This window comes from Archangium violaceum Cb vi76, from assembly GCF_000733295.1.
Taxonomy (GTDB): Bacteria; Myxococcota; Myxococcia; order Myxococcales; family Myxococcaceae; genus Archangium; species Archangium violaceum.
The window spans coordinates 18303-42232 of the sequence record NZ_JPMI01000303.1 but is presented as its reverse complement, the minus strand read 5'-3'; the positions used below and the strand labels follow the sequence as shown (position 1 = coordinate 42232).

The 23930-nt window shown below is 69.1% G+C and carries 30 protein-coding genes and 1 pseudogene; 7 read left to right on the top strand and 24 right to left on the bottom strand.

Annotation, left to right across the window (positions count from 1 at the left end; all coding sequences use genetic code 11):
* Nucleotides 1–53: 53 nt before the first annotated feature.
* The 12 genes from phoU to Q664_RS42190 form a co-directional block, all read right to left on the bottom strand.
* Nucleotides 54–746: a phosphate signaling complex protein PhoU gene (gene phoU / locus Q664_RS42245; RefSeq protein ID WP_043409880.1), complete on the bottom strand. Its 693-nt coding sequence runs from the start codon at nucleotides 744–746 to the stop codon at nucleotides 54–56.
* A 20-nt stretch (nucleotides 747–766) separates the two neighbouring features.
* Nucleotides 767–1510, bottom strand: a complete 744-nt coding sequence (gene pstB, locus Q664_RS42240; protein WP_200883847.1) for a phosphate ABC transporter ATP-binding protein PstB — start codon at nucleotides 1508–1510, stop codon at nucleotides 767–769.
* Nucleotides 1511–1555: 45 nt separating this feature from the next.
* Nucleotides 1556–2470 carry a phosphate ABC transporter permease PstA gene (pstA, locus tag Q664_RS42235; protein ID WP_043409873.1) on the bottom strand — a complete coding sequence of 305 codons (915 nt, stop codon included), beginning with the start codon at nucleotides 2468–2470 and terminating at the stop codon, nucleotides 1556–1558.
* Nucleotides 2467–3465: a phosphate ABC transporter permease subunit PstC gene (gene pstC, locus Q664_RS42230; RefSeq protein WP_052519350.1), complete on the bottom strand. Its 999-nt coding sequence runs from the start codon at nucleotides 3463–3465 to the stop codon at nucleotides 2467–2469. The genes pstA and pstC overlap by 4 nt, the downstream gene beginning before the upstream one ends.
* 91 nt (nucleotides 3466–3556) lie before the next feature.
* Complete coding sequence (locus Q664_RS42225; protein WP_043409868.1) at nucleotides 3557–4375, bottom strand: phosphate ABC transporter substrate-binding protein; 819 nt, start codon at nucleotides 4373–4375, stop codon at nucleotides 3557–3559.
* Between the two features lie 108 nt (nucleotides 4376–4483).
* The gene (locus tag Q664_RS42220) at nucleotides 4484–5176 is read right to left on the bottom strand and encodes a response regulator (RefSeq protein ID WP_043409865.1); all 693 of its coding nucleotides are present in this window, start codon (nucleotides 5174–5176) and stop codon (nucleotides 4484–4486) included.
* A 70-nt stretch (nucleotides 5177–5246) separates the two neighbouring features.
* Nucleotides 5247–5747: a SixA phosphatase family protein gene (locus Q664_RS42215; RefSeq protein WP_043409862.1), complete on the bottom strand. Its 501-nt coding sequence runs from the start codon at nucleotides 5745–5747 to the stop codon at nucleotides 5247–5249.
* Between the two features lie 54 nt (nucleotides 5748–5801).
* Entirely contained in the window at nucleotides 5802–6755 is a 954-nt protein-coding gene (locus Q664_RS42210; RefSeq protein WP_043409858.1) for a metallophosphoesterase family protein, read from the bottom strand.
* 12 nt (nucleotides 6756–6767) lie between these two features.
* Nucleotides 6768–8132, bottom strand: a complete 1365-nt coding sequence (locus tag Q664_RS42205; protein WP_043409855.1) for a sensor histidine kinase — start codon at nucleotides 8130–8132, stop codon at nucleotides 6768–6770.
* Between the two features lie 6 nt (nucleotides 8133–8138).
* Nucleotides 8139–8825 carry a response regulator gene (locus Q664_RS42200; RefSeq protein WP_043409852.1) on the bottom strand — a complete coding sequence of 229 codons (687 nt, stop codon included), beginning with the start codon at nucleotides 8823–8825 and terminating at the stop codon, nucleotides 8139–8141.
* Nucleotides 8826–8939: 114 nt separating this feature from the next.
* Nucleotides 8940–9437 (bottom strand): hypothetical protein, encoded by a 498-nt coding sequence (locus tag Q664_RS42195; protein WP_043409850.1) that lies wholly within the window; start codon nucleotides 9435–9437, stop codon nucleotides 8940–8942.
* Nucleotides 9434–10315 (bottom strand): tetratricopeptide repeat protein, encoded by an 882-nt coding sequence (locus tag Q664_RS42190; RefSeq protein WP_235217088.1) that lies wholly within the window; start codon nucleotides 10313–10315, stop codon nucleotides 9434–9436. Before Q664_RS42190 ends, Q664_RS42195 begins: the two co-directional genes overlap by 4 nt.
* 175 nt (nucleotides 10316–10490) lie before the next feature.
* On the opposite strand from Q664_RS42190, the gene Q664_RS42185 reads away from it, so the two are divergent.
* Nucleotides 10491–11075, top strand: a complete 585-nt coding sequence (locus tag Q664_RS42185; RefSeq protein ID WP_043409844.1) for a YceD family protein — start codon at nucleotides 10491–10493, stop codon at nucleotides 11073–11075.
* A gap of 84 nt (nucleotides 11076–11159) precedes the next feature.
* Here Q664_RS42185 and Q664_RS42180 read toward each other — a convergent pair whose 3' ends face one another.
* From Q664_RS42180 to Q664_RS42165, 4 genes are all read right to left on the bottom strand, one after another.
* The gene (locus tag Q664_RS42180; RefSeq protein ID WP_084610814.1) at nucleotides 11160–12698 is read right to left on the bottom strand and encodes an ELWxxDGT repeat protein; all 1539 of its coding nucleotides are present in this window, start codon (nucleotides 12696–12698) and stop codon (nucleotides 11160–11162) included.
* 170 nt (nucleotides 12699–12868) lie between these two features.
* Complete coding sequence (locus Q664_RS42175) at nucleotides 12869–13681, bottom strand: DUF1963 domain-containing protein (RefSeq protein ID WP_043409841.1); 813 nt, start codon at nucleotides 13679–13681, stop codon at nucleotides 12869–12871.
* A gap of 37 nt (nucleotides 13682–13718) precedes the next feature.
* Nucleotides 13719–14537 carry an SRPBCC domain-containing protein gene (locus Q664_RS53415; RefSeq protein ID WP_052519348.1) on the bottom strand — a complete coding sequence of 273 codons (819 nt, stop codon included), beginning with the start codon at nucleotides 14535–14537 and terminating at the stop codon, nucleotides 13719–13721.
* A complete protein-coding gene (locus tag Q664_RS42165; RefSeq protein ID WP_043409838.1) occupies nucleotides 14534–14890 on the bottom strand; it encodes an ArsR/SmtB family transcription factor in 357 nt (118 codons plus the stop codon). The genes Q664_RS53415 and Q664_RS42165 overlap by 4 nt, the downstream gene beginning before the upstream one ends.
* A gap of 96 nt (nucleotides 14891–14986) precedes the next feature.
* Here Q664_RS42165 and Q664_RS42160 point away from each other — a divergent pair, with 96 nt between their 5' ends.
* Nucleotides 14987–16111 carry a hypothetical protein gene (locus tag Q664_RS42160; protein WP_043409835.1) on the top strand — a complete coding sequence of 375 codons (1125 nt, stop codon included), beginning with the start codon at nucleotides 14987–14989 and terminating at the stop codon, nucleotides 16109–16111.
* 179 nt (nucleotides 16112–16290) lie between these two features.
* On the opposite strand, the gene Q664_RS60330 is transcribed toward Q664_RS42160, so the two are convergent.
* A complete protein-coding gene (locus Q664_RS60330; protein ID WP_052519347.1) occupies nucleotides 16291–16902 on the bottom strand; it encodes a hypothetical protein in 612 nt (203 codons plus the stop codon).
* On the opposite strand from Q664_RS60330, the gene Q664_RS61755 reads away from it, so the two are divergent.
* Nucleotides 16891–17259: a hypothetical protein gene (locus Q664_RS61755; protein ID WP_052519346.1), complete on the top strand. Its 369-nt coding sequence runs from the start codon at nucleotides 16891–16893 to the stop codon at nucleotides 17257–17259. The genes Q664_RS60330 and Q664_RS61755 overlap by 12 nt on opposite strands.
* On the top strand, nucleotides 17256–17732 hold the full coding sequence (locus Q664_RS61750; protein ID WP_052519345.1) for a hypothetical protein: 477 nt from the start codon (nucleotides 17256–17258) through the stop codon (nucleotides 17730–17732). Before Q664_RS61755 ends, Q664_RS61750 begins: the two co-directional genes overlap by 4 nt.
* 22 nt (nucleotides 17733–17754) lie before the next feature.
* Here the strand turns inward: Q664_RS61750 and Q664_RS61745 are convergent, their stop codons facing one another.
* Nucleotides 17755–18081 (bottom strand): imine reductase family protein, encoded by a 327-nt coding sequence (locus Q664_RS61745; RefSeq protein WP_326938788.1) that lies wholly within the window; start codon nucleotides 18079–18081, stop codon nucleotides 17755–17757.
* A 336-nt stretch (nucleotides 18082–18417) separates the two neighbouring features.
* Between Q664_RS61745 and Q664_RS62425 the strand changes: the two genes are divergently transcribed.
* Nucleotides 18418–18546: a hypothetical protein gene (locus Q664_RS62425; RefSeq protein ID WP_268811445.1), complete on the top strand. Its 129-nt coding sequence runs from the start codon at nucleotides 18418–18420 to the stop codon at nucleotides 18544–18546.
* Nucleotides 18547–18646: 100 nt separating this feature from the next.
* On the opposite strand, the gene Q664_RS42145 is transcribed toward Q664_RS62425, so the two are convergent.
* Entirely contained in the window at nucleotides 18647–19081 is a 435-nt protein-coding gene (locus Q664_RS42145) for a hypothetical protein (RefSeq protein ID WP_043409832.1), read from the bottom strand.
* A gap of 383 nt (nucleotides 19082–19464) precedes the next feature.
* On the opposite strand from Q664_RS42145, the gene Q664_RS59600 reads away from it, so the two are divergent.
* Complete coding sequence (locus Q664_RS59600; protein ID WP_160174621.1) at nucleotides 19465–19797, top strand: hypothetical protein; 333 nt, start codon at nucleotides 19465–19467, stop codon at nucleotides 19795–19797.
* On the opposite strand, the gene Q664_RS42140 is transcribed toward Q664_RS59600, so the two are convergent.
* From Q664_RS42140 to Q664_RS62790, 5 genes and pseudogenes are all read right to left on the bottom strand, one after another.
* The gene (locus Q664_RS42140; RefSeq protein WP_043409829.1) at nucleotides 19719–20543 is read right to left on the bottom strand and encodes a ferritin-like domain-containing protein; all 825 of its coding nucleotides are present in this window, start codon (nucleotides 20541–20543) and stop codon (nucleotides 19719–19721) included. The genes Q664_RS59600 and Q664_RS42140 overlap by 79 nt on opposite strands.
* On the bottom strand, nucleotides 20540–20776 hold the full coding sequence (locus Q664_RS42135) for a hypothetical protein (RefSeq protein ID WP_043409826.1): 237 nt from the start codon (nucleotides 20774–20776) through the stop codon (nucleotides 20540–20542). The genes Q664_RS42140 and Q664_RS42135 overlap by 4 nt, the downstream gene beginning before the upstream one ends.
* A gap of 71 nt (nucleotides 20777–20847) precedes the next feature.
* A complete protein-coding gene (locus tag Q664_RS42130; protein WP_084610813.1) occupies nucleotides 20848–21972 on the bottom strand; it encodes a serine hydrolase domain-containing protein in 1125 nt (374 codons plus the stop codon).
* Nucleotides 21973–22034: 62 nt separating this feature from the next.
* Nucleotides 22035–22235 (bottom strand): hypothetical protein, encoded by a 201-nt coding sequence (locus Q664_RS42125; protein ID WP_043409823.1) that lies wholly within the window; start codon nucleotides 22233–22235, stop codon nucleotides 22035–22037.
* A gap of 25 nt (nucleotides 22236–22260) precedes the next feature.
* Nucleotides 22261–22416, bottom strand: a pseudogene (locus Q664_RS62790) (bestrophin family protein); the annotation flags it as partial.
* Between the two features lie 110 nt (nucleotides 22417–22526).
* Between Q664_RS62790 and solA the strand changes: the two are divergent.
* Nucleotides 22527–23648, top strand: coding sequence for an N-methyl-L-tryptophan oxidase (gene solA / locus Q664_RS42120; RefSeq protein ID WP_043409930.1), 1122 nt, complete (start codon nucleotides 22527–22529; stop codon nucleotides 23646–23648).
* The last annotated feature ends 282 nt before the right edge of the window (nucleotides 23649–23930 follow it).

Below are 23930 nucleotides of genomic sequence, written 5' to 3'. Positions count from 1 at the left end.
AGAAATTCCAGTGACGGCGCAGGGGCATGACCTCCTGCGTCAGGCGGCGAGTGTCAGGTGGCGGTCGTCAGGTTGCGGCTGCGCGGGTGGCGGATGTCGGTGCCGCGAACCATGTAGACGACCATCTCCGCCACGTTGGTGGCGTGGTCGCCAATGCGCTCGAGGTGCTTGGCGATGAACATCAGCGCGGTGGCGCGGCGGATGTTCTTCGAGTCCTCCATCATGTAGCCGAGCAGCTCGTTGAATATCTTCAAGTAGAGGACATCCAGGTGCTCGTCCTCCTTGAGGACGACCTCGGCCTTGGCCACGTCCGAGGAGACGAAGGCATCCAGGGCGCGCTTCACCTGCTGCTGGGCCAGCTCGGCCAGGCGGGGCGTGTCCACGTAGGGCTTGAGGGGAGGGGCCTCGTTGAGGTCCTTGGCGCGCTCGGCGATGTTCACCGCCAGGTCGCCAATGCGCTCCAGGTCGGTGACGATCTTCAGCGCGGTGGTGATGAGGCGCAAGTCGCTCGCGGCCGGCTGGCGCAGCGCGAGGATGCGGCGGCACGTCTCGTCGATCTCCACCTCCAGGCGGTTGACCTCCTTGTCCGCCTGGATGACGCGCTCGGCCAGGGGCGAGTCGCGATCGATGAGCGCGCGCATGCTGTCCGCGATGAGTGCCTCCACCTTGGCGCCCATGGCCAGCAGCTTCTCGCGCAGGTCCCTGAGGTCCGCCTCGAATGCCTTGTCCGTATGTGTCGACGGCATGTGCCCGCTCTCCCTCGCTCCTACCCGAACTTCCCGGTGACGTAGTCCTCGGTGCGCTTCTCGCGCGGGTTGGTGAAGATCTGCTCGGTGGGACCGCATTCCACCAGCTCGCCCATGTAGAAGAAAGCGGTGCGGTCGCTCACCCGTGCCGCCTGCTGCATGTTGTGGGTGACGATGGCGATGGTGTAGCGCTCCTTCAGCTCGTGGATGAGCTCCTCGATCTTCGCCGTGGCGATCGGGTCGAGGGCGCTGGCGGGCTCGTCCATGAGGAGCACCTCGGGCTCCACGGCCAGGGCGCGCGCGATGCACAGGCGCTGCTGCTGGCCGCCGGACAGGCTCAGGGCGCTGTCGTTGAGGCGGTCCTTCACCTCGTCCCAGAGCGCGCCGCCCTTGAGGGACTTCTCCACGCGCGCGGCGATGTCCGCCTTGTCCTTCATCCCGCCCACGCGCAGGCCATAGGCCACGTTCTCGAAAATGGTTTTCGGGAAGGGGTTGGACTTCTGGAAGACCATGCCCACGCGGCGGCGCAGGTCCACCACGTCCACGTGGCGGTCATGGATGCTGGTGCCGTCCAGCAGCACGGTGCCCTGGTGGCTGGCGCCGGGGATGAGATCGTTCATCCGGTTGAGCGAGCGCAGGAAGGTGGACTTGCCGCAGCCGGAGGGGCCGATGAGGGCGGTGACCTGGTGCTCGGGCAGCGCGAGGCTCACCTCCTTCACGGCCACCTTGGAGCCGTAGAGGAGGGAGAGCTGGCGCGCCTCCATCTTGATGCGCGCGGGGACGGCGGGGGAGGGGGACATGGCTCGGTGTCAGTGGGACGCGGAGGCGCGCCGGCGGGTGCGGGCGCGGATGAGCACCGCGACGAGGTTGAGGACGAAGGTGAGGGCGAGCAGGACGAGCACCGTGGCGTACAGCAGGGGCCGGGTGGCCTCCACGTCCGGAGACTGCGTGGCCAGCACGTACGTGTGGTAGCCCAGGTGCATGAACTGGGAGTTCAGCGTGTCGGGGAGGTCCGGGAGGAAGTAGGCGGCGCCGGTGAAGAGGATGGGGGCCACCTCGCCCGCGCCCCGGGAGACGGCCAGCACGGTGCCGGTGAGGATGCCCGGCAGCGCGCCCGGCAGCACCACCCGGGCCAGCGTCTGGGAGCGGGTGGCGCCCAGCGCGAGGCTCGCGGTGCGGTGGTCCATGGGGACCGCGCGCAGCGCCTCCTCGGTGGAGACGATGACCACCGGCAGCGTCAGCACGGCCAGGGTGAGCGAGGCCCAGAGGATGCCCGGCTGGCCCCAGTTCAGCTCCTGGTAGCCGAGCAGCCGGTCCATGCTCCCGCCGACGAAGTGGATGAAGAAGCCCAGGCCGAAGAGGCCGAAGACGATGGAGGGCACGCCCGCGAGGTTGACCACGGCGATGCGCACCGCGGCCGCCAGCCGGGAGCCCGGGGGCGCGTACTCGTGCAGGTACACCGCCGTCAGCACGCCCACCGGCATCACCGCCAGCGTCATCAGCAGGGTGAGCGCCGCCGTGCCGTAGAGCGCGGGGAAGATGCCGCCCGCCATCATTCCGTCGGAGGGCGGCTGGCTGAGGAAGGACCAGGAGACGTGGCCGATGCCGCCGCGGACCACGTCGAAGAGGATGATGGCCAGCATGGCCACGATGAGCAGCGCGGCGAGGCCGGTGAGGGACGTGAGCGCGCCGCCCACGGCCCGGCGGAAGGTGTGCTGCTTCACGCGCCCGCTCCCGTCAGCCGCTTGAGGACCCGCCGGGTCCAGGTGGAGGCGACCATGTTGAGGACGAAGGTGAAGAGGAAGAGCTCCACGCCGATGAAGAACAGGAGCGAGTAGTGCGGGCTGCCCACCACCACCTCGCCCATCTCCGCGGCGATGGTGGCGGACATGGAGCGCACCGAGTCCGTGAAGTTCCACGACACGATGGCCGCGTTGCCCGAGGCCATCAGGACGATCATCGTCTCGCCGATGGCGCGGCCGAAGCCCAGCACGCACGCGGCGAGGATGCCGGGGGCCGCCGCCGGGAGCACCACCTTCCAGGCCGTCTCCCAGGGCGTGGCGCCCAACGCGAGCGAGGCCTCGCGGTAGCTGCGGGGCACCGCCGTGAGCGCGTCCTCGGACACCGTGAAGATGACGGGGACGATGGCCAGCGCCAGGCCCAGGCCCGCCACCACCGCGTTGAGGCGCGTGGGCAGCCCGAAGGTGTCCTGCAGGAAGGTGGCCAGCACCATCAGCGCGAAGAAGCCCAGCACCACCGAGGGAATGCCCGCCAGCAGCTCGATGGTGGGCTTGAGCACCTCGCGCAGCCGCCGGGGCGCGAACTCGGCCGCGTACAGCGCGCCCGCCACCCCCACCGGCACCGCCACCACCATGGACACCAGCGTCGTCTTCAGCGTGCCGATGAAGAGCGGAATCATGCTCACCTTCGGCACGTTGGACACCGGCTGCCACACGAAGGCCGGCGGGCGGTTGGCCCGCACCACCTGTGGCAGGAACATCTTGGACAGGCTCGCCTCCTCGCGGGCGTGGGCGTCCAGGAAGAGCGTCAGGGCCTCCTTCGCGATGAAGACGAGGATGAGCACCAGCGCGGCGATTCCCGTGAAGGCCGCCGCCGTGATGATTCCGGCGATGACCTTCTCGCGGATCTGCCGGCGCCGGGCGGCCGAGGACAGCCGCGGTGCCACGGGCGCTGTTTCCACGAGACCCTGACTCTGCATGGCTACCTGTCTATCCATCATGTTCTCGAGCCCCGTGTGACAATCGCGTGACGCGCTCGTGGCTTCATTCCAGGCAACTCGTCCCGGAGGACTACTTCACCGGGAAGTAGCCCACCTTGGTGACGATGGCCTGGCCCTCGGGGGACAGGGCGAAGTCGATGAAGGCCTTCACCTCGCCGGCCGGCGCGTTGCGCAGGTAGAAGTAGAGGTCGCGCGAGAGCGGGTACTTGCCGCTCTTGATGTTGGCCTCGGTGGGCTCGATCTCCTCGTTGCCCTTCTTGACCTTCAGCTCCTTGATGCCCTTGGCGTAGGCGGCGCCGCCGTAGCCGATGCCGTTCTTCTCCTTGGCCACGGCGTTCACCACCGCGGCGGTGCCGGGCAGCGTCTGGGCGCTGGCGGCGTAGTCCTCGCCGTCGAGCACGTTGTCCTTCACGAACACGTAGGTGCCCGAGGAGTTCTCACGCGAGTAGACGACGATGGGGGCGTCCTTGCCGCCCACTTCCTTCCAGTTGGTGATGTCGCCCAGGTAGATGCCCTTGAGCTGCTCCTGGGTGAGGGAGCCCACCGGGTTGGACTCGTGGACGTAGAAGGTGACGCCGTCCCTGGCCACGGAGAGCTGCGTGGGGGTGGCCTTGATGGAGCGCAGCTTGTCGTCCTCGGCCTTCTTCATGGGGCGGCTGGACATGGCGATGTCCGTGGTGCCGTTGATCAGGGACGCCAGGCCGGTGCCCGAGCCGCCACCCGTCACCTGCAACCGGGTGTTGGGATTCTTCTTCATGAACTCCTCGGCCCAGCGCTGGCCGAGGAGGACCATGGTGTCCGAGCCCTTGACGGTGACGGTGCCCGCGCGCGCCGCGCCGGGGAGGGCCAGCAGCAGCACGGCGGCGATCGAAGCGATGAACGTCTTCATGTGGATGTCTCCCGGTCTGTTCCACGCGTTGTGGAACAACGGTAGGCACCCTGTATGCGCCGTCTGTGGCTGTTTGACGGAAGGAGCGTGACAAATGCGCAACGACGCTCAACACGCCATGCCGGGCTCGACGATGCGGTAGCCCACGCCGCGCACCGTCTCCAGGTAGGCGCGGGCGGGCCCCAGCTTGTCGCGCAGGCGCATGACGTGCGTGTCGATGGTGCGCGTCTCCAGGTTGCTCGACAGGCCCCACACCTCCTCCAGCAACTGCTCGCGCGACTGCACGCGGCCCACGCGCGTCATCAGGTACTCGAGCAGGCGGAACTCGAGCGCGGTGAGCGGCACCTCCTTGCCGTCCACGTAGAAGCGGTGGGCGGAGGTGTCGAGCGTGAGGGGACCGAGCTTCACGGGCGCGGACTCGTCCCGGGCGGGAGCGCTGCGGCGGAGGATGGCCTTGAGCCGCAGGACGAGCTCGCGGACGCTGAAGGGCTTGGTGACGTAGTCGTCGGCGCCCACCTCGAAGCCACGCACGCGGTCGGACTCCTCGCCCTTGGCGGTGAGCATGACGATGAGCACGTCACGGGTGTTGGCGGCGGCGCGCAGCTGGCGGCAGACGTCCACGCCGGACATGTCCGGCAACATCACATCCAGGAGGACGACGTCCGTGCGCTGCTCCCGGGCGGCGGACAACGCCGACTCGCCCGTGGGCGCCACGCGGGTGGAGAACCCGGCGGCGCGGAGATTGAAATCAATGAGCTCGGCGAGATCGCGCTCGTCATCGACGATGAGGACGTGGGGCATGGCGGCGGCGCACTCTGGACCCTGGCGTTTGCACTGGGGTGTCGTGCCTGCGACAACTCTGTAACATCTGTTACTTGGCGTGGGAATCGTTGTAACGCACGAGGGCCCGGCCCGGTGCCGCGAGCCACGCGGGGGTGAAATATTTCCCCTCGGGGTGGAGCGCGAGCGCGGCGCCCTTGCGCAATTTTCCAGGCAGCTCGTCCAGGTCCAGCGCGAGCGCACCGGCGCGGGTGAGGGAGGGGTTGTGGCCCACCAGCATCCACCCCGCGCCCAGCTCGCGCGCCAGGTGGAGGATGCGCTTGGGGGCGCTGTGGCGGGGAATCAGCGCGGGGTGCACCTCCACGCGGCCCAGCCCGAAGGCCTCGGCGAGGAGCTCCGCGGTCTGCACCGCGCGCACCAGCGGGCTGGTGACGATGCCCGTCATGGGCGTGAGGCGCGCCAGCTTGCGGGCGTGGGTGCGGAAGGCGGCACGGCCCTCGACGGTGAGGGCGCGGGCCTCGTCACCCAGGGGGTGCACGTCTTCGGCCACCGCATGGCGGACGAGCAGCAGGGGCATCTGGTGAGAAGACATGGCGGGCCGCGTGCGTAGGCCGCCGGGGACAGCGAGGCAAGCAACGTTCCCGCGTCAGCCGTCCAGATCCAACACGCCGGAGATCTGCGTCGGCTCCTCGTCGACGGGGGTGGCGTGGTGACGCTCCTCGTCGCCCGCGGCCTGCTTGAGCATCATGGGCGGGGCCACGACCGGCAGCTCCAGCGGCGTGGGCCTGTGGGGGATGTTGGCCCCCGGAGGCGGGCGCAGCACCGGGCCCGGCGGAGGCAGTCCCGAGTGGCGGCGCGCGGCCTCCATCAGCGCCTTGTGGTGGCGATAGCGCGCCTCGACGAGCTTGTGGATGAGCAGCGGGCCGCCCGGCACGCGGCGCGCGGTGAGGGCCTGCGTGGCCTTGCGCACCGGGTAGCGCACGCGGCGGATCTGCACGCGCCAGCCCTTGGGCGTGTAGGTGAAGACGCCGTAGGCGGGGCGCAAGTCGCCGTCCCGCGGGATGCCGGCGCTGGCCACGTCGGCGATCAGCAACCGGCCTACGCGGCGCCGGTAGGGGAAGTGCAGGTGGCCGAAGGCACACGCCGCCGCGTCCAGGTTCTGGAAGTAGCGCCGGACGGTGGCCTCGTCCAACGTGGGATCCAGCGAGTCCTCGAGGTTGCGCGGGTTGGCGTGGCAGACGAAGAGATCCTGCCCCTTGCGCGGCGAGTAGCGCTGGGAGAAGGGCAGGGCGCCCAGCTTCTTGAGCCAGGACTCGCCGAGCTGATCCCTCGTCCACTGGAGCAGCTCCGTCTTCCAGTGGTCCCGCTCGCGGTAGGCCCCGCCCAGGTAGTGGCCGGCGAGGTAGCAGTCGGTGTTGCCCATGAGGATCGAATCGCAACGATCGAAGAGCAGCTCCACCGTCTCGCGCGGGTGCGAGCCCCGCAGGGCCAGGTCCCCGGCGGCCACGATGTAATCGGGCGCGACGCGGGCGATGTCCTCGAGGACGGCCTCGCAGGCGGGGAGGTTCCCGTGAATGTCGGCGAGGATGGCGACCCGCATGGCCGCCCCATCCTAACCCGTCGCCGTGGCCGAGGGCACCGCCGCTGGAAGGAAAATCGTGAAGGTAGAGCCCTCGTTTGGTTGGCTCTCGACCCGGACCTCGCCCCCCATGGCGCTCATCAGGTGCTTGACGATGGACAGGCCCAGGCCCGTACCCCCCATGTCCCGGCTTCGTCCCTTGTCCACCCGGTAGAAGCGCTCGAAGATGCGGGCCAGGTGCCTGGGCTCGATGCCGACCCCGGTGTCCCGGACGTGCACCACGCACCGCCCCTCCTCTAGAGCGCCCGTCACCACCACCCGGCCCCCCTCGGGCGTGTACTTCACCGCGTTGTCCAGCAGGTTGAGGAGCACCTGCTCCAGCCCCCGCTCGTCTCCCCGGCCGATCAGCCCCGGGGGGACGTTCAACTCGACCGTAATCTTCTTGCCCTGGGCCTTGTGCCGGACCACCTCGGCGGCCCGGGAGGTGGAGACGGCCAGGGGCACGTCCGTCACCTGCAACTTCACTTCCCGTGACTCCAACCGGGACAGTTCGAGCAGATCCTCCACCAGCTCCGAGAGGCGCTCGGACTGGCGGTGGATGATGTCCACCATCTTGGGGGCCATGACGGCGTCCTGGAGGGCGCCGCCCTGGAGCGTCTCGGCGTAGCCGCGGATGGCGGTGATGGGGGTGCGCAGCTCGTGGGAGACGTTGGCGACGAAGTCCTTGCGCACCTTCTCCAGCCGGCGCAGCTCGGTGACATCGTGGAAGACGGCGGCGCTGCCGGGCAGGTCCTTGCCCAGGGGCGTCACCCGGATGGCGAGCGTGCGGGAGAACAGGCCCTCGAGCGGCAGCTCGAGGCGGGTGGAGGCGCCCTCGCGGCAGGCGCGGATGACGGCCTCGTTGAGCGCGTCATTGCGCAGGAGCGCCAGGGGGCGCTGGCCGATGATGTCCCCCGTCGTCTGGAGCATGTCGCGCAGGGCGTCGTTGTGGCGCACCACCGTGCCCTCGGCGTCCGTCACCCAGATGCCCTCGGCCATGCCGTCCAGCACGGCGGTGAGGGTGCGCGACTCCTGGTTGAGGCCGGCATTGCGCGCGGACAACTGCTGGTGGAGCGAGTCGATGGCGCCCTGGAGGTTGGCCACCTCCTCGAGCCGGTCCCGCTCGTCCTCGCGGCTGCCGGTGGAGGGGGCGCCCTCGGCTCGGGTGCGGACCTGGCGGGCGAGGGAGAGGAGCTGCCGCTTGAGCGCGTCCCGGGCCGCCCACAGCGTCAGCAGGGAGCCGGCGAGGGTGGCGAGCGACACGAAGAGCGCATCCAGCCGCCAACCCAGCAGCAGGAAGAGGACGAGCGCCGCGATCGCGGGGGCGAGCAGGGGAAGCAGGAAGAGGCGCAGGGGCATGGGCTTCTAGCGCGGCGGAGGGCTGAGCTTGTAGCCCACGCCGCGCACCGTCTCGATGATGTCGCCCGCGGGGCCGAGCTTCTCGCGCAGGCGTTTGATGTGCGTGTCCACCGTGCGGGTGTGGATCTCCGCCTGGATGCCCCACACGTCGGAGAGGAGCACCTCGCGCGTCTGCACGCGGTCGGCGCGCTCCAGCAGGGTGCGCAGCAGGCGGAACTCCAGCGCGGTGAGGACCACCTCCTGGCCCTTCACGCGCACCTGGTGGCGCGAGGTGTCCAGCTGGATGTCGCCGGCGGACAGCTGGGCGGCCGGGCCCTCGTCCACGTCCGCGCGCCGCAGCACCGCCCTCACGCGCAGCAGCAGCTCGCGCACCGAGAAGGGCTTCACCACGTAGTCATCCGCGCCCAGCTCCAGACCCTGGACGCGATCGGACTCCTGGCCCTTGGCGCTGACGATGATGACGGGCACCTTGCGCAGCTCGGGGTCGCTCTTGAGCAGGCGCAGCACCTCGCTGCCCGCCAGGTCCGGCAGCATCAGATCCAACAGGACCAGGTCCGGCACGTTGGCGCGCGCCCGGGCCAGACCGGTCGCACCCGTGCCCGCCACCTCCGCCTCGAACCCCGCCGCCCGCAGGTTGTACTCCACCAGTCCGGACAGGTCCTGCTCGTCCTCGATGATCAGGATGCGCGCCATCGTCCCTCCGTGCCCCTCGCTTGAACACGTGTGGCCTACCAGATTGGGGGTGGCGGTTGAATGACGAGCGCGTGACGCCTGTGTGACACGGAGCGTCCGCCCGCCGGCCTCCGCTCAGGGAGCGAAGGAGGGATCGCACGCCACTTCCGTCAGGGTGATGGCGGCGGCGATGAGCGGCTCGTTGCGGGCGGCGCTCACGGACTCCAGATAGTTGCAGGAGCTGCCCAGGAAGCGCGGCGGGTTGGAGCGCGAGAGCGCCTCGATGACGACGACGTAGTCGCGGCCCACGGGGACGTCCACGGCCAGCTCCTGGGCCCCGCTCCGCAGCCCCGCGGGGAAGCGCAGGGCGCGCCCCTTCTTGCCGTCCGGCCCCTGGAGGACGAGCGCCTCCTGCGGTTGCACCTGCTGGTTGAGGCAGGTGCGTTGGATGTCCGCACAGCGGCGCGACTTGCCCTCGGGCAGCACCACCACCTGGAAGGCGCCCAGGTCGTCGGCGACGGCGCGCGAGATGCTCAGCTCCAGGGCGAGGCTGTTTCCAGACGAGGGCGGCTCCGCCCCACAGCCAGCGGCGAGGGTGGCGCCCAGCAGGAGGAGGAAGGAACGCGGGCTCATGGGTTCACCCGGATGGTGATGGGGACGCGGCCCCGCTCCTCGGAGGTGGCGTAGACGACGGCGCCGGCGGTGCCCGCCACGGCCACCGCGCCCACGGCCACCCAGAGCCACGGACTCTTGTACCAGGGGCGCTCGCTGGACGTGGCCACCGTGCCGGGCTCGGGCGCTATCTGGAAGACGAGCGGGTTGAAGGCATCCCCTCGGCCCGCCAGCCGCCGCTGTGCCGCGTCCGCCACCTCGAAGTAGTACTCCACCTCGTAGGCCGAGGCCGTGGCCGGCAGCTCGTATGCGGGGATGGTGGCGATGAAGCGCTCCTTGTTGGCCCGGTCGCGCGTGAAGTCCACGGAGCTGTACGCCTGGGCGCCCGCCCGCCGGTAGAAGAGCCGCGCCCGCGCTCCGAGCGCCATGTCCTGGATGGTGGCCTCGGCCATCACCGGCGTGCCGCCCTCGGCATCCGGGATGGGGTCCACCTGGAGGGTGACGGGCCGGACGCGGCGGTTCTTGATGTCCTCCTTGATGCGCGCGTAGAGCGTGCGGATCTTCGGCGGCGCGGTGCGGGGCAGCTCGTAGTCCGGCCGGGCCTGGAGGAGCATCTCGTAGGCCTCGCGCGCCCGGGCCTCGTCCCCCAGGTACAGGGAGGTGAGCCCGAGCAGCCGGTAGAGCTCCACGAGTTGATCATCGGTGACGTCGGGGGCGTCGAGGCCGGCCTCCAACGTCTTCACGGCCTCCTCGAAGTCGCCATCGCTGATCTGCTGCTGGGCGCGGGCGATCTCCGGGCGCGCCGGAGCCACCTGGAAGAGCAGGGGGGAAGGGAAGAGGGGCCGGGCGAGCGAGGCACCGGGGGACAGCAGGCTCGCCACCACGATGCTGGCTACCACGCGATTCCGCCGGACGGACATTGGCACCTACCCTAGCAAACGGCCAGACAGCCCTCTAGCGCGAGGAGACTCCCGCAACGGTGAACGGACCGTGACATCTATGGAGGTTCGGACGCGTTGACTGCGGGGGGGAGCCTCACCATGATGCGCGCCCTTTTTGGAGGTACTTGGGTAGATGCTCGTAAAGATTGAAGAAATTCGCGACACAGGGCTCCAGGTGAAGAAGGAGATGAGCCTGGAGTCGCTCGAGGCCGCGCTCGAGGGGTCCAGTTTCCGGCCGCTCGAGCCCCTGGCCGTCTCGGCGAGCCTGCGCAAGGTGAGCGGGGGCGTGCTGCTCGAGGGCAGGTTCACCTCGCGCGTGGTGGCCGAGTGCAAGCGCTGCCTCACGGAGTCGAAGCTGGAGCTGCCGGTGTCCTTCACCCTCAACCTCGTTCCCGAGTCGCTCGCCCGTGGCGAGGGCCTGGTGGACGAGGACGAGGAGGATGAGGAGAAGAAGGACAAGGGCACGGGGGAGAGCGGTGGCTCGTTCGCGCTGGATGACGCGGATGCGGAGGTGTTCGACGGGAAGGTGATCGACCTGGAGCCGATCGTCCGTGAGCAGGTGCTGCTCGCGCTGCCGATGAACACGGTGTGCCGTGAGGAGTGCAAGGGGCTGTGCATGAAGTGCGGCCAGAACCTCAACGACAAGGCGTGCGGCTGTGACATGACGTTCGTGGACCCGCGGTTGGCGGCGCTCAAGAACATCAAGCTGAAGGGCTAGTCGTGCCCCGGGCACGGGAAGAACGAAGGCCGCCTCCTGGCACCGGGGGGCGGCCTTTCGTGTGTCCACTGGCCGCTGGACGGCTCAGTGCCCGGTCGTGCGGTCGCCTCTGCGCAGGGGAAGGGCCCACAGTTCGTTGCCCGTCTCCCGGGTGTGCGCGACGAAGAAGATGAAGCCATCCGAGCGTGTGAATTCTCGCGGACCCGAGCCCTCCGGATCCCGCGTGAGGTCCTGCAGCAGCCGCGTGCCGCGGGGTGTTCCATCACTCACCCATGGCTCCAGACCGTGCTCCCCGTCGTGGGCACTGAAGACGATGCGCCCATCGCCCACCGGTGTGAGCGGCGCGACGGGGATGTTCGCTCCGAGCAGCGACCGCGACAGCAGCTTCGTCCCCGAGTCCGTCCCGTTGGACACCCACAGCTGCGCTTCCATCGGGAAGCTGGCGAGGAACAGGTACTGGACGACGAAGAAGAGCTTGCCTCCCGTGGCCGTGAAGAGGGTGACAGCGGGAGGGCTGAAGTCGGGATCGGTCTCGAAGAAGTCGGGAATGGCCGCCACGCGCACCGGGCGGTGGTGGCAGGAGCCGTCCACTCGCACCTTGTACAGGAGCAGCTCGGAGCTGGCCGGGTCATCGCGCGTGAAATAGAGACGGCCGTTGTTGACCGTGAGCAGCTGGATGAAGGAGTCCGCGGGGCCCGGAGACAGGTCCGCGACGAGCCGCGTGCCTCTCCGGGTGCCATCCGACTTCCACAGTTCGCGGCCGTGAGCCGGGTCGCTGGAGGTGAAGTACAGGTCGCCCCCCGCCTCGGTCAGGCCCATCGGATCCGAGCCGGTGGGCCCCGGGTAGATGTCCTCCACCAGGTGGGTGCCCGAGGCGGTGCCATCGCTGACCCAGAGCTCACTGCCGTGAGCCGTGTCCGGTACGGCGAAGAACAACCTGCCGTGCGCGGCGGCCGCTCCGAATCCCGAGCTCGGGACGTCTCTCACGACCCGGGTTCCCGAGACCGTGCCGTCGCTCCGCCACAACTGGTGGCGGTTGTCATCGGGGGCCGGGCCCGGGACGTAGTCGAAGAAGAACAGGGTGTCCTCCACCACCGTGAGGTCGACGGGGAACGTGAAGCGCCCCAGCCGGCGGGTGCCCGAGGCCGTGCCATCGCTCGCCCACAGCTCTTCACCGCTCGTTCCGGTGCTCACGATGAAGAAGAGCCGGTCCCCCGCCACCCTCGGCGAGTGCAGGGTGCTGAAGCCAGAGGGGGTCGATGGAACGCGGAGCAGGGCGACGGTGCCCGGGGCGGTGCCTTCGCTCCTCCACAGCGTGGTCTCCCGGTGGAGCGGGGAGGTGACCGTGAAGTAGACCCGCCCCTTGAAGTCCACCAGGTTCGTCGGTCCGGGCGCATCGAAGAGTGCCTCGGGAGGTTGCTCTTCCGGAGGAAGGATGTCCTTCACGAGGTATGCCCGGCCGAGCTCCACTCCCGGCCGCTTCCAGGCCGCGGACACCTCGGGGCTCTCGTCCGGTGTGGCCTGTTCTCCGGGTGCTTCCCCGGGCGAGGTCTCCTCCCCGGTGAGTGATCCACCACAGCCCACGGCCAGCGCGCAGAGCAATGCCAGACCCCGCCATCTCATGACCTTCCCCCCTCGTGTCCTCAGGTCGTGGATCGACCTTCCGAGACGATGGGGAGCGAGGTCTGGATGACCACTGCCTCCAGGGCGTGGGACTTCATCCACCCGGCGTCATGGCCACTGTCCCCGTGGTCATCGAGAAGCGGCCTCCTGGCCGGTTGCCCGCGGTTGGCTCAGCCACATGCCCAGCCGAGCGCGAGGACCTCGGGGTGGTTGGGGCAGCGCGTGATGTGGGCGGTGCCCATGTCGCCCCACATGAGGGGGAGGTGGTCCTGCGAATCAATCTGCAACACGTACTCCATTCGCGCCTTGCACTGGGGGCACTCGGGATACTCCACGCCTTGGATCCAGTGTGGCCAGCCCAGCAGCTTGTCCCCCATCGACGCGTTGGCGATGGTCTCCGCCTCCAGCTCGTAGAGACCGATGGGTGGGGAGTCGAGTCCGATCTCCGGACAAAGGAACCGCACCGTGTTCGCCTCGAAGTCGTAGTCGCGGTCCAGCCCGAGCTCCTTGTGCTCGGCGGCGGAGGGGAAGTCCTCGACCTGCTTCCAGCCGGAGATCTCCTTGGGCGGAAACGGTTTCCCGGCCGGGGCGGCCATCTCCCCACGGGCCGTGTCGATGATGCGGATTTGATGCGCCTCGCTGAAGGGGGACCACCCGTTACACTCCTGCTCGCAGTCATCGCGCTCGCAGTAGAACGCCTGCAGCAGCCCCTTCCCGAGACGCTGACGTGCTTCCTCGGGAATCGTTTCCAGGTCGAGCTGGAGGAGGAGCCGGAGCGGTTGTTCGCAGTTCGCACACGCGGGGTGGTTCTCACCACTCGGGATCCACGGCAGTCCACCGAAACGGGACCCGGCCGCGCGCCCGTGCCCGTTCTTCACCTGGGGCAGCCAGGCGGAACGCTTGTGCTTGTTCCGCCACGGCTCGAGGGCCTTCTGAATCGCTTCCGCCTTCGCCGCATCGTCCGACTTGTCCGAGGGTTCCATGCGCGCATCCTACCGCTCACGCGCGTTCCCGTGCTCCCTACGAATCGGACCGCTCGGGCGGCTTGTTTCCGCGGGCGTGAATCGTCCGGGTGCCGGCCGTGTACCGCCCCGAGACGCGCGCGCTCCTGGGGATGACGAACTCCCGCCCGGCACCCAGGTGCATGTCCATGCCATTGATGCGCACCACGTAGCTGCCTTCCAGGACCACGACGTACTCGTCGGTGTCCCGCCACTGCTCGCCGGTCTCCGCGTCGCTCTTCGCGTGGCAGAGGGTGAGCTGGGTGCCATCGGCGCCGTTGAACACGTAGGCCTCGACGCCGGGGATGCTCAGTGACGCGTCCGCGACGCGGTTGGCCGCGCCCAGCATGAAGGCGGGGAAGCTGCCCAGGCCGAAGCGCGCGGCGTAGTCCGCGTTGAGCGCGGAGAAGCGCTCCTTGTCGAACCCGGCGGCGGGATTCCCGTCCACCGACGCCTCCAGGTTGTCCAGGCAGAAGTGCCAGCCCGTGGCGTCGCGGGAGACGTTCGCCCGGTCCGCCGGGATGGTGGTGAAGACCAGCAGGCAGCCCGTGCCCTCGGGCTTCAATTCCCACCGCAGCAGGTCTCCCTCCCACGTGTATTCGAGCACGCGCGGCGGATCGAACACGTGCATCTTCCCGGAGCCAGGATCGCCCTCCTCGAAGAAGAAGCGCAGTTGGGCGCCGGCCTCCCGGGCTCCCTCGATGCGCGCGGGGAACCAGTGGGCCAGCTCCTTGCTGTCCGTCAGTGCGCGCCAGACCTTCTCGGGCGGGTGGGCGAGGCGCCGCTCGAACCGGAGCTCGACCTTGTTGCCTTTCGTCGTCAGGGTGCCGTGCTTCATGACTTCCTCCTCGGGGCCGGGCTCCGGCGGGTAGGGGCGGGCTCATCGTCCGCCATGGTGTCCAGGTGGCGCTCCAGCGCGTCGAGCCGCCGGGCCCACAGCTCGCGGTATGGCGCGAGCCACGAGTCCAGCTCCAGGAGGGGCTCTGGACGCAGGCGGTACAGCCGCCGTTGGGCGTCCTGCTCCACGTCGACCAGTCGAGCATCCTTGAGCACGCGCAGGTGCTTGGACACGGTGGGCTGCGTCAGCCCGAGCCGATCCACCAGTTCCCCGACGGGGCGGCGCCCCTCGCGCAACAGGTCCAGGATCCGGCGGCGGTTCGGCTCCGCCACGACTTCGAACGCGCTCAGCATGAGCCTTATATGCTGATGGAGGCATATGTCTGTCAAGGCATATACGATGGGCTGAAGCAGGCCGGCTGGTATAGGTATCAGGAGGGGAGGGGTCTCATGCCGGAAGACACTGAAGACAACGAGCTCAACGCGAAGCGCTGGGCCTGGTGGCGGACGGTCTCCGCGCGTCTGGAGGATGCGTCGTCATGGGAGGTCCTCTGGCGCCTCCGGGTGTTCTGGGGCACCCAGGGCCCGACGGCGAAGCAGGCCGCGCTCCTCCGGCAGTTCATTCCCGAGTTCAAGGGAAGGTCCATCACGGAGGTCGGCGAATGGCTGGCCGGCACCGCCTGGAAGGAGTGGCGCACGCTCTTCGCCGAGGATGCTCGAAGACTCCAGAAAGAGGCGGAGGCACGCGGCTTCCGGGTGGAGACCGTGCAAGAGGGGCTGGACGATCCCGCCATCGCGCATGTCCGCTCACTCCTGCGAGCGCACGGGGACGCCCACCCGGAGGCGGCCCGTTACTGGATCTCCTTCCTTCCCTCCTTCCATGAGGGGGGCTGCATCCTGGTGACTCTCGGTCCCGGCGAGAGCCTCGTGTCCGTCGCCAGCCGGGCGCAGCATGAGACCGTGCCCGTTCCCGACGAGCGTGGCCTGCGCTTCCTCGAGGAACTGGCGGCGCTCGATCCGCTCGGAATCCCGGGTGGGAACCAGATTGGCCTGGATGGAATCTATCTGACGTGCCTGGTGGAGGAGCGTCAGGGCCGTCGCGAGTTCTCCACCTGGAGTCCCGATCCGAAGCAGTACCCGCGGGAGCATGGCTTCGTCTGGGCCGTCTACCAGCTCGCCGCGGACCTCATCCGAGATCCCGTGACCTGCCGCTTCCTGGAGGAGATGTTCGGGTACCTCAACGACAATGATGAGCGGCTGCCGGTGAGGCACTTCGACGAGGTTCCCCGGCGCATCCGCCTCTTCGGCAGCCTCTCGTCCATGAAAGCGAAGGCGCTGGAGGCCCTCTTCGCATCCGTGTCCCCCGACGAGCCCCTGCTCATGGACCTCTCCAGCTTCGAGGGGATGGGCACCTCGCAATACCCACTCTTCGCGCGCTTCCACTCCCGCCCGGGACGCACCGCATGGTGGGTGAACAGGATCGCTACCATGCAACTGCTCGGCGCGGGCCTTCCCCGCTCCCACCTGCATGACACCCTGGAGGCCGCCCGCGCGGCGCTGCTCGACGCGTCGTGAGGCGGGTGAACGCGGCACATGAACGATTCCGCGCGGCGTCTTCCACGACTCCAGCGCAAGTGGATCCTCGCGCTGGAGTCTGTGTTCGCCCCCGAGGGGCAGGTCAGTGGTTGATCAAGCTGTAGTTGCCGCTGCCCGTGCTGCTGTGAGCACCGCCCGTGGGACAAACCGAGCCGGGATTACCGCCAAAGAACAGCCCCTGGCACTTGTTGCACCATCGCCAATTCGACTGCAGATCGGGGCCAGTTCCCGAGCCATGGATCAGTAGATGAGAAAGACATACGGGAAGCCCCTGAAAACACCAAGGCCGGAAACCGCCAGTCATTCAGCGGCTTCCGGCCTCGGGGGAACCCAGGGACTACCAGGTCAGTTGGGACGGGCACCACCTCGAGGTTCGCGTCCTTCCAGATGGACTTCGGGCTGTGGGCCAGCCCGGCGCGCGCCAGGCCCCGCTCCAGCGCCTGATCCGCGGCCACGAGCGGCAGGGTGCGGATCTTCACGTCGGCCCACCCCTCGGTGCCGATGAGCACGAGGTTGCCGTGGCTGAGGGTGGCCGCCAGCCGGCCCTCGCGCACGGGGATGCCCTGGATCTGCTGCGGGATGTGGACCTGCCAGAGGTGCTCGGTGACCTGCGTGACGCGCGGCGTGCCGAGCTGCGACGTATCGATGCCCAGCACCTCCGCGTTGTCGCGGGCGAACCGGACGACGAGCTCGCCCACCAGGGACTCGTCCACCGTGGACACCGCGCGGCCGAGGCTCTGGCCCACGTCGCTCAGCTGATGCTCGAGCACCGGAGCGGGCCGTCGTGGAAGGGCGCGGTGCTCCTGGGCGGGGTGATGGGGCTGGGCGCGCTGACCCGGGCCGAGCACCTGCACCTGTGGCCCTTCCTGCTCGTCTACGCCTGGCTCCACCGGGACCAGGGGGCGCCGGTGCGCGCGCGACTCGTGCGGTGGGCGGGGGCGGTGGGCGTGTCCCTGGTGGTGCTCGCGCCGTGGGCGCTCCACAACGCGCGCGTGCTCCAGGAGCTCAACGCGCGGACGCCGGAGCTCGAGCCGCTGCCCGTGGTGGCCCCCGTCACGGTCTATGGCCCCCCGCCGACGCGGCCCGCCTGCTGGCCGCCAAGCTGGGACGTTGGCTGGACGGCTTGAGCCTCGGGTATGGCGCCTCCAACCTGCCGGGAGGGCTCCAGGGGGCTCGCGCGCCGGTGGATGTCTTCGTCCCGGAGCGCACCTGGTTGAAGTGGCCGCTGGTGCTGCTGCTCCTGCTGGGCGCGGGGCTCTCGTTGCGCGCGCGGCACCGGGCCTTCAGCTTGTTCACCCTGGTGCTGCTGCACCGCGCGCTCATCACCCTGGCCTTCTTCGGGTACACGCGCGGCATGCTGGTCCTCTTTCCCGTGCTGGTGCCGCTGCTCCTGTTGCCCCTGAAGGCGTTCGCCAGCAGCCGCCCCTCCCTGGCCGGGAAACTCCCGGTGCTCGCCTCGTGCGCCCTGCTGCTGCTGTGGCTCGAGGCCGGGACGCTCGCCCTGCGCGGTCCCCGCGACTTCATGGCGAGCGGCAGCACCGACCGGACGAGCGGCAAGCTCATCCAGGATGATTGGATACGGCTCTGGCCGAAGCCCTGAGCGGGGCCCTACAGCCCATGCGTCAGTCCCGTAGCAGGGTCTGGAACACGGCCGGCAATTCCTGGAGGCCCAGGCCCTGGCTGAGGGCGCGCTTGTAGTTCTCGAGCAACTCCTGGGGGAAGCGTGCGCTGATGCGGGCGTCCTTGCTCAGCCGGACGATGTGCTCGATGGCCGCGACGTGGGTATTGAGGCTGCACTGGTCGCCCGAGAAGTCGTTGCGTTCCACCATGCCCTGCGCGGCGTCGGCGGTGACGGAGACCAGGCCGAGGAAGGTGCTCTTGTGGGAGAAGAAGAGCTTCGGATCGAGACCTTCCGCCTTGCACATGGCCGCGGCGTGCAGGAACGCCAGGGAGCTGCCGTAATAGGCCTCGAGAATCGCGCAGTCGAGTGTCGCGGCGGAACCGATCTTCTCGTCGACGTAGACCGAGAGTCCTGTTCCAGACCGCGACGTCGTGACCCGCCGCCGCGAAGGCTCGGGCCAGTGCGCTTCCCATGAGGCCGGTACCGATGACCGCTATTTTCGTGGGACTACGGGAGTCCATCTTCCATCTCCTTGTGTCGAGCGTGTTGAGCGAGAGAAGCACCAACCCCTCTCCCACCGGGAGAGGGACGGGGTGAGGGTATCGAGCTCACCCGGGTTGTGCCCACCAGCGGAGAACGTGTCGGTCGTGCTCTCCTACCCTCGATGGAAGCTGGTCACTACGTCATGCACGTGAACAGCAAGGGCTCCGCTGGCGTGGAGGCGTGCGAGGGCTTCAGCTTATGCCACGCTGGCCTCGATGAGCGGCTCGAGGTGCCCTTCGTCATCGAGTAGCAAGCTGTCAGGCGAAGCGGGCGGCCACGGCGCCTGATCCGTGGCGCCCGAGCCTTCGTAGGTGGCTCAATGACCGCAGTGCCTCTCCGAGCGGTGCCTGCTACTCCCAGATGAGCTCGCGGCGGAGGATGCCGGTGGACACGTGCGGATCCGCCGCGCGCCAGGTGCGAAACACGCGAATGCGCCCGGCCGTCGCGAGCCGTGGATGACGGGTGCGGAGGACCGCCGTCCATCGGGCAATCCGGGACGGCTCCGGTCGCAGTGCCAGATGCCACAGGGTGCCCCACTCCCGCTGCGAGGCCCCCTCGGCGAGATCCCATCGGACGAGCTGGCCGCCGACCTCCGCTTCGAGCTCCAGCGCGGGAATCTCCGCCGGAGCCTTCGTGTGGAACGTGGGGTAGCACGCGAACGGGAAGCCGTGCCGCAGGCCCATCGCACCCGACACCGTGGCACCGAGCACGAGCACTCCGCCGGCGACCGCGGCCGGTATCCACCCGCGCTCGTCCCGGGCCTTCTCCGTCCTCGTGCTGGCCACACCACTCGTCGATGCGGAGCCAGGGACGCCACCCCCCATGCTCGGCCCACTTCCAGTAGAGCTGGCCCCGCAGCGTTCCGCCCAGCGCCCAGTCGAGCCCCGCGCTCCACTTCCACAACCCCGGGAAGAGGAAGATGAGCCCGACGAGGACCCAGGCGGCACGGATGGGGAGTCCGTATGCCACGGCTTCGTCCGGAGCGCCCTGGGGGCCGTGCTTCCTCGCGCGAAGCCATGCGTCCACCGAGAGCGCGTCTCCGCAGGGGCTCGCCGCGAGCAATAGCGCGAACCACAGGAGATGGTGGGTGTGCATGACCGTCCCGGAGAACTGGGGGACCGCCAGCACGTAGGCCAAGGAGCTCGCCGCGAGCACTGTCGCCACCCGCGTGAACAGCCCCACCACGGAGAGCAGTGCCGAGGGGACGAGGATGCCGAGCGCGGCCCAGGTCCAGACGGGAGACATCGGGAGGTGGGACGCGAGCCACGCGAGGCCCCCGGGGGTGGCTCGCATGGCCTCGGACGTCGCGGCCCACGCGGGCGCCTCGTATACGTCACGCGAGAGCAGCACGACGCTGAAGACGGTGATGCGGAACACCGCCAGATCGACCGCGCTGCCCGCGAGCCACCCGCGCATGGCGCGTCAGCGAGGTTCGAGCCCGCGTGCCCTCAATGGCGCGAGCACCTCGGTCTCCATCGACTTGCGCGCGAGCTCCAGGTAGGCCCGCGACCTCATCCACCCGAGTGCATGGATCGCGGAAGGCTCTCCCTCGCCCTGCGCGGCGATGCGGGCCTGGTTCTCCCGGACCACGGCGATCGTCTTCCCCGCCGCTTCGCGGAGCACCTCCCGCTCGTCCTCCTCCAGCATGGGCAGTGCCCAGTCCAGGAACATCCACCCGAACTGCCCGTGCGCGGCCTCGTCCTTCACGATTCGCCCCAGCACCGCCTTCACCAGTGGGTGCGTCGCGGCGCGCCAGGTGCCTCTGAGCAGGGGGATGGAGATGGCCTCGCCCACGCAGAAGTAGCGGACGACGAGCTCCGCGGCCTGTGCGAGCGCACGTCCCGGCCGGGGTGGTGGAATCATCCCCAGCGGATCATGCAGGAGGGGGATGCCCCCGCCCAGCTCGCTCGCCAATCGCGCGCACAGCTCGACGTGGACCATCTCGTCGAGTGGGAAGCGGCAGGCCATGGCGATGAGATCCAACGGGGCCCGCGCGGCGATGAGCGCCTGCAGCGTCGCGGTGCACGCGGCGGCGGTGCGGTGCTCCTGGAAGGCGGCCTCGGTCCAGGCCCTCCGCGCCGCGAGGACGAGGTGCTCGGGAAACGCCTCCGGGCGGAGCGTCCCCCACGGGAGTGCCTCCACCTCGGGCCGGAGCTTGCGGTACCGGCGCTCGACGTTGCCTCCGAGCATCCCCAGCTCGAACAGCTCCTCGCCGGGAACGTGGGGCAGGACCAACGTACTCGTCATCGACCGCCGTCCGCGGTGCCGCCATCCGGGATTCCACCATCCGCGCCCGCGTCGGGGACCGGCTCGCAGTAGGGGTCATTGTTCGGGTTGTCATCGCACGGGGGAGGCGCGATGAGGTTGCCGGAGGACAAGCACCCACTGGCCATCTTCACGACCGCGATGCCCGCGGTGGCGAGCAGCAGGGGGCGGGTGACGCGTTGAGAGGGTCTGCGGCCCGGGGGAAGGTCTGCCATGTCGTTCTCCTCGTACCCGGGTGGCTGCCCGGATCTCGGAGCAAGCATACCTGGGATTCATGGGGGTCGCCCTACATCCCCAGCGCGGAGGTGAGCACGAAGCGGCCGCACAGCTCGAGGGCCAGGGAGGACTCTGGCTCGTTGTAGAAGCTGCCCGTGAACACGGCCACCAGGTTCAGCGAGGGGAAGACGAAGAGGTACTGGCCCCCGTTTCCCCGCGCGAAGTAGGCGTCCACCGGTGTGCCGGCGATGCCAAACGTGTTGACCCACCAGAGGTAGCCGTACTTCGAGTCGCCCAGCGGGTGGCCGCCGGTGCTGGACTCCTTCACCCAGGCCTCGGGGACGAGCTGCTCACCGTGCCACCGGCCGCCATCCAACATCACCTGGCCCAGTTTGGCGAAGTCCCGGGGGCGCAGGTGCAGGTGGCCTCCGGTGTCAGTACGCCCGCCGTCGGCCTCCTTCCACTCGAACCGGGTGATGCCCAGCGGCTCGAAGAGGTGGCGGCGGGAGAACTCGGGGAACGGCACTCCGGCGGCGTCCTCGACCAACGCACCCAGCACCACCACGCCCCCGGTGCAGTACGCGCTGGACTGTCCGGGCTCCTCCGCCATCGGGAGATCCAGGATGAACTTCACCCAGTCCCGCGAGTCGTACATCCGCTCTTCGTTGCCGGGAGAGTCCTCCTGCCAGTCGTTGCACGAGAGCCCGGTGCGCATCTGCAACAGGTGGCGCAACGTCAGCCGCTCCTTGCGTTCATCCGCGTTCTTCACGGGCGCGTACCTTCCCAGCAGGGGCAGCACGGGAGTGTCCACGCCGGGCAGCAACTCCTGCTCCAGGGCAATCCCCGTGAGCATCGAGGTGATGCTCTTGGTGGCCGAGCGCAGGTCATGCGGCTTGTCGCGGTTGAAGCCGTTCCAGTAGCGCTCGTAGACGAGCTTGCCGTTGCGGGCGATGAGCAAGGAGTCCGGGGCGGGGTAGTCGCCGGCCGCCAGCTTGCGCTCCAGCTCCGCGAGTCGCTCGGGGTTCATCCCCTCGGCCTGAAGCGAGGAGACGGCCCACCCGTCATCGAGCGGATCGGGCGGGCTGCCAGGGCCCTCCATCCGGTATCCACCACAGGCCATCACGCCGCACGCGAGCACCCAGAGCAGCGGGCGCCAGCCACGGGACTTCCACGGGGCAGTCAGGTTGATCCGCATCCGGTGAGCGAATGGCAAGGAGCCCCAGAATGTCCAGGCCCTTGCCGATTCCGTGAGCGGTCTCACCGCGAGGTCAGGAGCGTCAACAGTTCCTCCCAGACCGCGGGGGAGGTCGGCCCGGCGCCGCTGGCCGTGCGGGCGAACTCTCCCAGCAGCGCGAGGTAGAGCGCGCGCGTGCGGTGCCGCGCGGAGTCCGCGGAGAGTCCCATCTCTCGCAGGAGTCCCTCGACGAAGCCCTCTCGCGTGCGATCGACCCGGGCCACGACCTCTCCAGAGCGGCGCGGGGGACGCGGAAGGCAGGTGCAGTGCGCTCCGCCGCGACGCCCACACCACGGTGCAGGAGAGCGCCGCGACGCCGAGTACCTGCGGCAGGACGCGCGGCAGGATGGTGCCGCGAAGGACGAAGAAGAGCCGCAGGGGGCTCGGCCGCTCTCGAACGATCATCGGTGCTGCCAGTTGCCGCAACCCGCCCGCCGATGCAAGCACCCCGGCAGCCGCGTGGGCGATGAGACCGAGGTGTGAAATGCACGGCGAATCGCGGTTAGATGGCCGGCATGGCACGCATCGCGGTCCTGGGAGCGGGAGGAGTGGGCAGCGCGACGGCACGGTTCCTCGCCCACGAGGGACACTCCGTCACCGTCGTGGAGCAGTTCTCGCCCGACCATGATCAGGGCAGCTCGTATGGCACCTCGCGAATCATCCGCAAGACGTACACGAATGGGCTCTACACGTCGCTGATGGGCGAGGCCTACCCGCTCTGGGACGCGCTGGAGCGCGAGGCGGGTGAGTCGCTCTTCGTTCGCACGGGGGGCTTGTTCTTCGCTCCCAGTGGACATCCAGAGCTGGCCGCCATCCGCCGGGCGCTCGGAGAGCACCGGGTGCCATTCGAGGAACTGGATCCTACCGCCTGTGCCCGGAGATTCCCCGGGTTCCGGCTGCGGGCAGGAGAGTCGGGGGTGTTCGAGCCCGAGGCGGGTTTCCTCCGGGCCTCCGCGTGTGTGCGCGCCCAGCTCCGCCTCGCGTCTGAGCACGGAGCCCAGGTGCGCGCGGGAGCGCGGGTGGAGGCCCTCGAGCCCCGGGCGCGAGGAATCGCCCTCGTTCTCGCGGGAGGCGAGGTGCTCGAGTTCGATCGGGTGGTGGTCTGCGCGGGGCCCTGGACCGCCCGGCTGTTGGCGGGGCACGTCTCGCTGCCGTTCACGGTGACGCGGCAGGTGTACTGTCACTTCGAGCCCTCGGCGCCACTGGCGGAGTTCAGCGCGGAGCGCTTTCCGGTGTGGATCGACTTCGGCACATACTTCTATGGCTTTCCGCATGACGGACAGCGGCCCGGCGTGAAGGTGGCGCTGCATCAGCCGGGCTTGCCCACGGATCCCCACCAGGTAGACCGGGAGGTGCACGAGTCGGATAGGGAGCCGCTGCGCCAGGTCTGCGCGGAACACCTGCCAGGCTTGTCGCCGCGCGTGGTGCTCGAGAAGGTGTGTCTGTACACGATGACGCCGGACGAGGACTTCGTGGTGGACCGGCTGCCGGGAGAGCCTCGGGTGACAGTGGTGGGCGGCTTGAGCGGGCACGGGTTCAAGTTCACCGTCCTGCTCGGCCGCCTCGCCGCGTGGATGGCCACGGACCACCCCATCCCCTGGGAGCTGTCACGCTTCGCACTGGCTCGCTTCGCGTGAGCCCCGCGCTCTAATTCCTGATGGAGGGGCACACAGAGGGAACATGCCAGCGTCTACATCCCCAACCGATGGACGTCTTCCGCGAGCCCTCCGCAGTGGTGCCGCGCCAGCCTTTCTGACGGCGCGGTGCTGTGTTTCTCGTTATCGCCTCGCGGGAGCCATCACTGCGCTCTGGCTGTAATTCCGTGCAGTGCCCCGCCAGGGAATGCGGGTTGGGCTGGTCAGGCGTGTGTCCGCTGGAGATGAATCGTTTCTGCGTAGGCTTGGTTTGCTGCTCATGGG

Excerpts from the sequence above, each read along its gene's own strand:
- phoU (WP_043409880.1), bottom strand. The coding sequence starts at position 746 with ATGCCGTCGACACATACGGACAAGGCATTCGAGGCGGACCTCAGGGAC.
- pstB (WP_200883847.1), bottom strand. The coding sequence starts at position 1,510 with ATGGAGGCGCGCCAGCTCTCCCTCCTCTACGGCTCCAAGGTGGCCGTG.
- pstC (WP_052519350.1), bottom strand. The coding sequence starts at position 3,465 with ATGCAGAGTCAGGGTCTCGTGGAAACAGCGCCCGTGGCACCGCGGCTG.
- Q664_RS42225 (WP_043409868.1), bottom strand. The coding sequence starts at position 4,375 with ATGAAGACGTTCATCGCTTCGATCGCCGCCGTGCTGCTGCTGGCCCTC.
- Q664_RS42220 (WP_043409865.1), bottom strand. The coding sequence starts at position 5,176 with ATGCCCCACGTCCTCATCGTCGATGACGAGCGCGATCTCGCCGAGCTC.
- Q664_RS42215 (WP_043409862.1), bottom strand. The coding sequence starts at position 5,747 with ATGTCTTCTCACCAGATGCCCCTGCTGCTCGTCCGCCATGCGGTGGCC.
- Q664_RS42210 (WP_043409858.1), bottom strand. The coding sequence starts at position 6,755 with ATGCGGGTCGCCATCCTCGCCGACATTCACGGGAACCTCCCCGCCTGC.
- Q664_RS42205 (WP_043409855.1), bottom strand. The coding sequence starts at position 8,132 with ATGCCCCTGCGCCTCTTCCTGCTTCCCCTGCTCGCCCCCGCGATCGCG.
- Q664_RS42200 (WP_043409852.1), bottom strand. The coding sequence starts at position 8,825 with ATGGCGCGCATCCTGATCATCGAGGACGAGCAGGACCTGTCCGGACTG.
- Q664_RS42195 (WP_043409850.1), bottom strand. The coding sequence starts at position 9,437 with ATGAGCCCGCGTTCCTTCCTCCTCCTGCTGGGCGCCACCCTCGCCGCT.
- Q664_RS42185 (WP_043409844.1), top strand. The coding sequence starts at position 10,491 with ATGCTCGTAAAGATTGAAGAAATTCGCGACACAGGGCTCCAGGTGAAG.
- Q664_RS42180 (WP_084610814.1), bottom strand. The coding sequence starts at position 12,698 with ATGAGATGGCGGGGTCTGGCATTGCTCTGCGCGCTGGCCGTGGGCTGT.
- Q664_RS42175 (WP_043409841.1), bottom strand. The coding sequence starts at position 13,681 with ATGGAACCCTCGGACAAGTCGGACGATGCGGCGAAGGCGGAAGCGATT.
- Q664_RS53415 (WP_052519348.1), bottom strand. The coding sequence starts at position 14,537 with ATGAAGCACGGCACCCTGACGACGAAAGGCAACAAGGTCGAGCTCCGG.
- Q664_RS42165 (WP_043409838.1), bottom strand. The coding sequence starts at position 14,890 with ATGCTGAGCGCGTTCGAAGTCGTGGCGGAGCCGAACCGCCGCCGGATC.
- Q664_RS42160 (WP_043409835.1), top strand. The coding sequence starts at position 14,987 with ATGCCGGAAGACACTGAAGACAACGAGCTCAACGCGAAGCGCTGGGCC.
- Q664_RS61755 (WP_052519346.1), top strand. The coding sequence starts at position 16,891 with ATGCTCGAGCACCGGAGCGGGCCGTCGTGGAAGGGCGCGGTGCTCCTG.
- Q664_RS62425 (WP_268811445.1), top strand. The coding sequence starts at position 18,418 with ATGGAAGCTGGTCACTACGTCATGCACGTGAACAGCAAGGGCTCCGCT.
- Q664_RS42140 (WP_043409829.1), bottom strand. The coding sequence starts at position 20,543 with ATGACGAGTACGTTGGTCCTGCCCCACGTTCCCGGCGAGGAGCTGTTC.
- Q664_RS42135 (WP_043409826.1), bottom strand. The coding sequence starts at position 20,776 with ATGGCAGACCTTCCCCCGGGCCGCAGACCCTCTCAACGCGTCACCCGC.
- Q664_RS42130 (WP_084610813.1), bottom strand. The coding sequence starts at position 21,972 with ATGCGGATCAACCTGACTGCCCCGTGGAAGTCCCGTGGCTGGCGCCCG.
- solA (WP_043409930.1), top strand. The coding sequence starts at position 22,527 with ATGGCACGCATCGCGGTCCTGGGAGCGGGAGGAGTGGGCAGCGCGACG.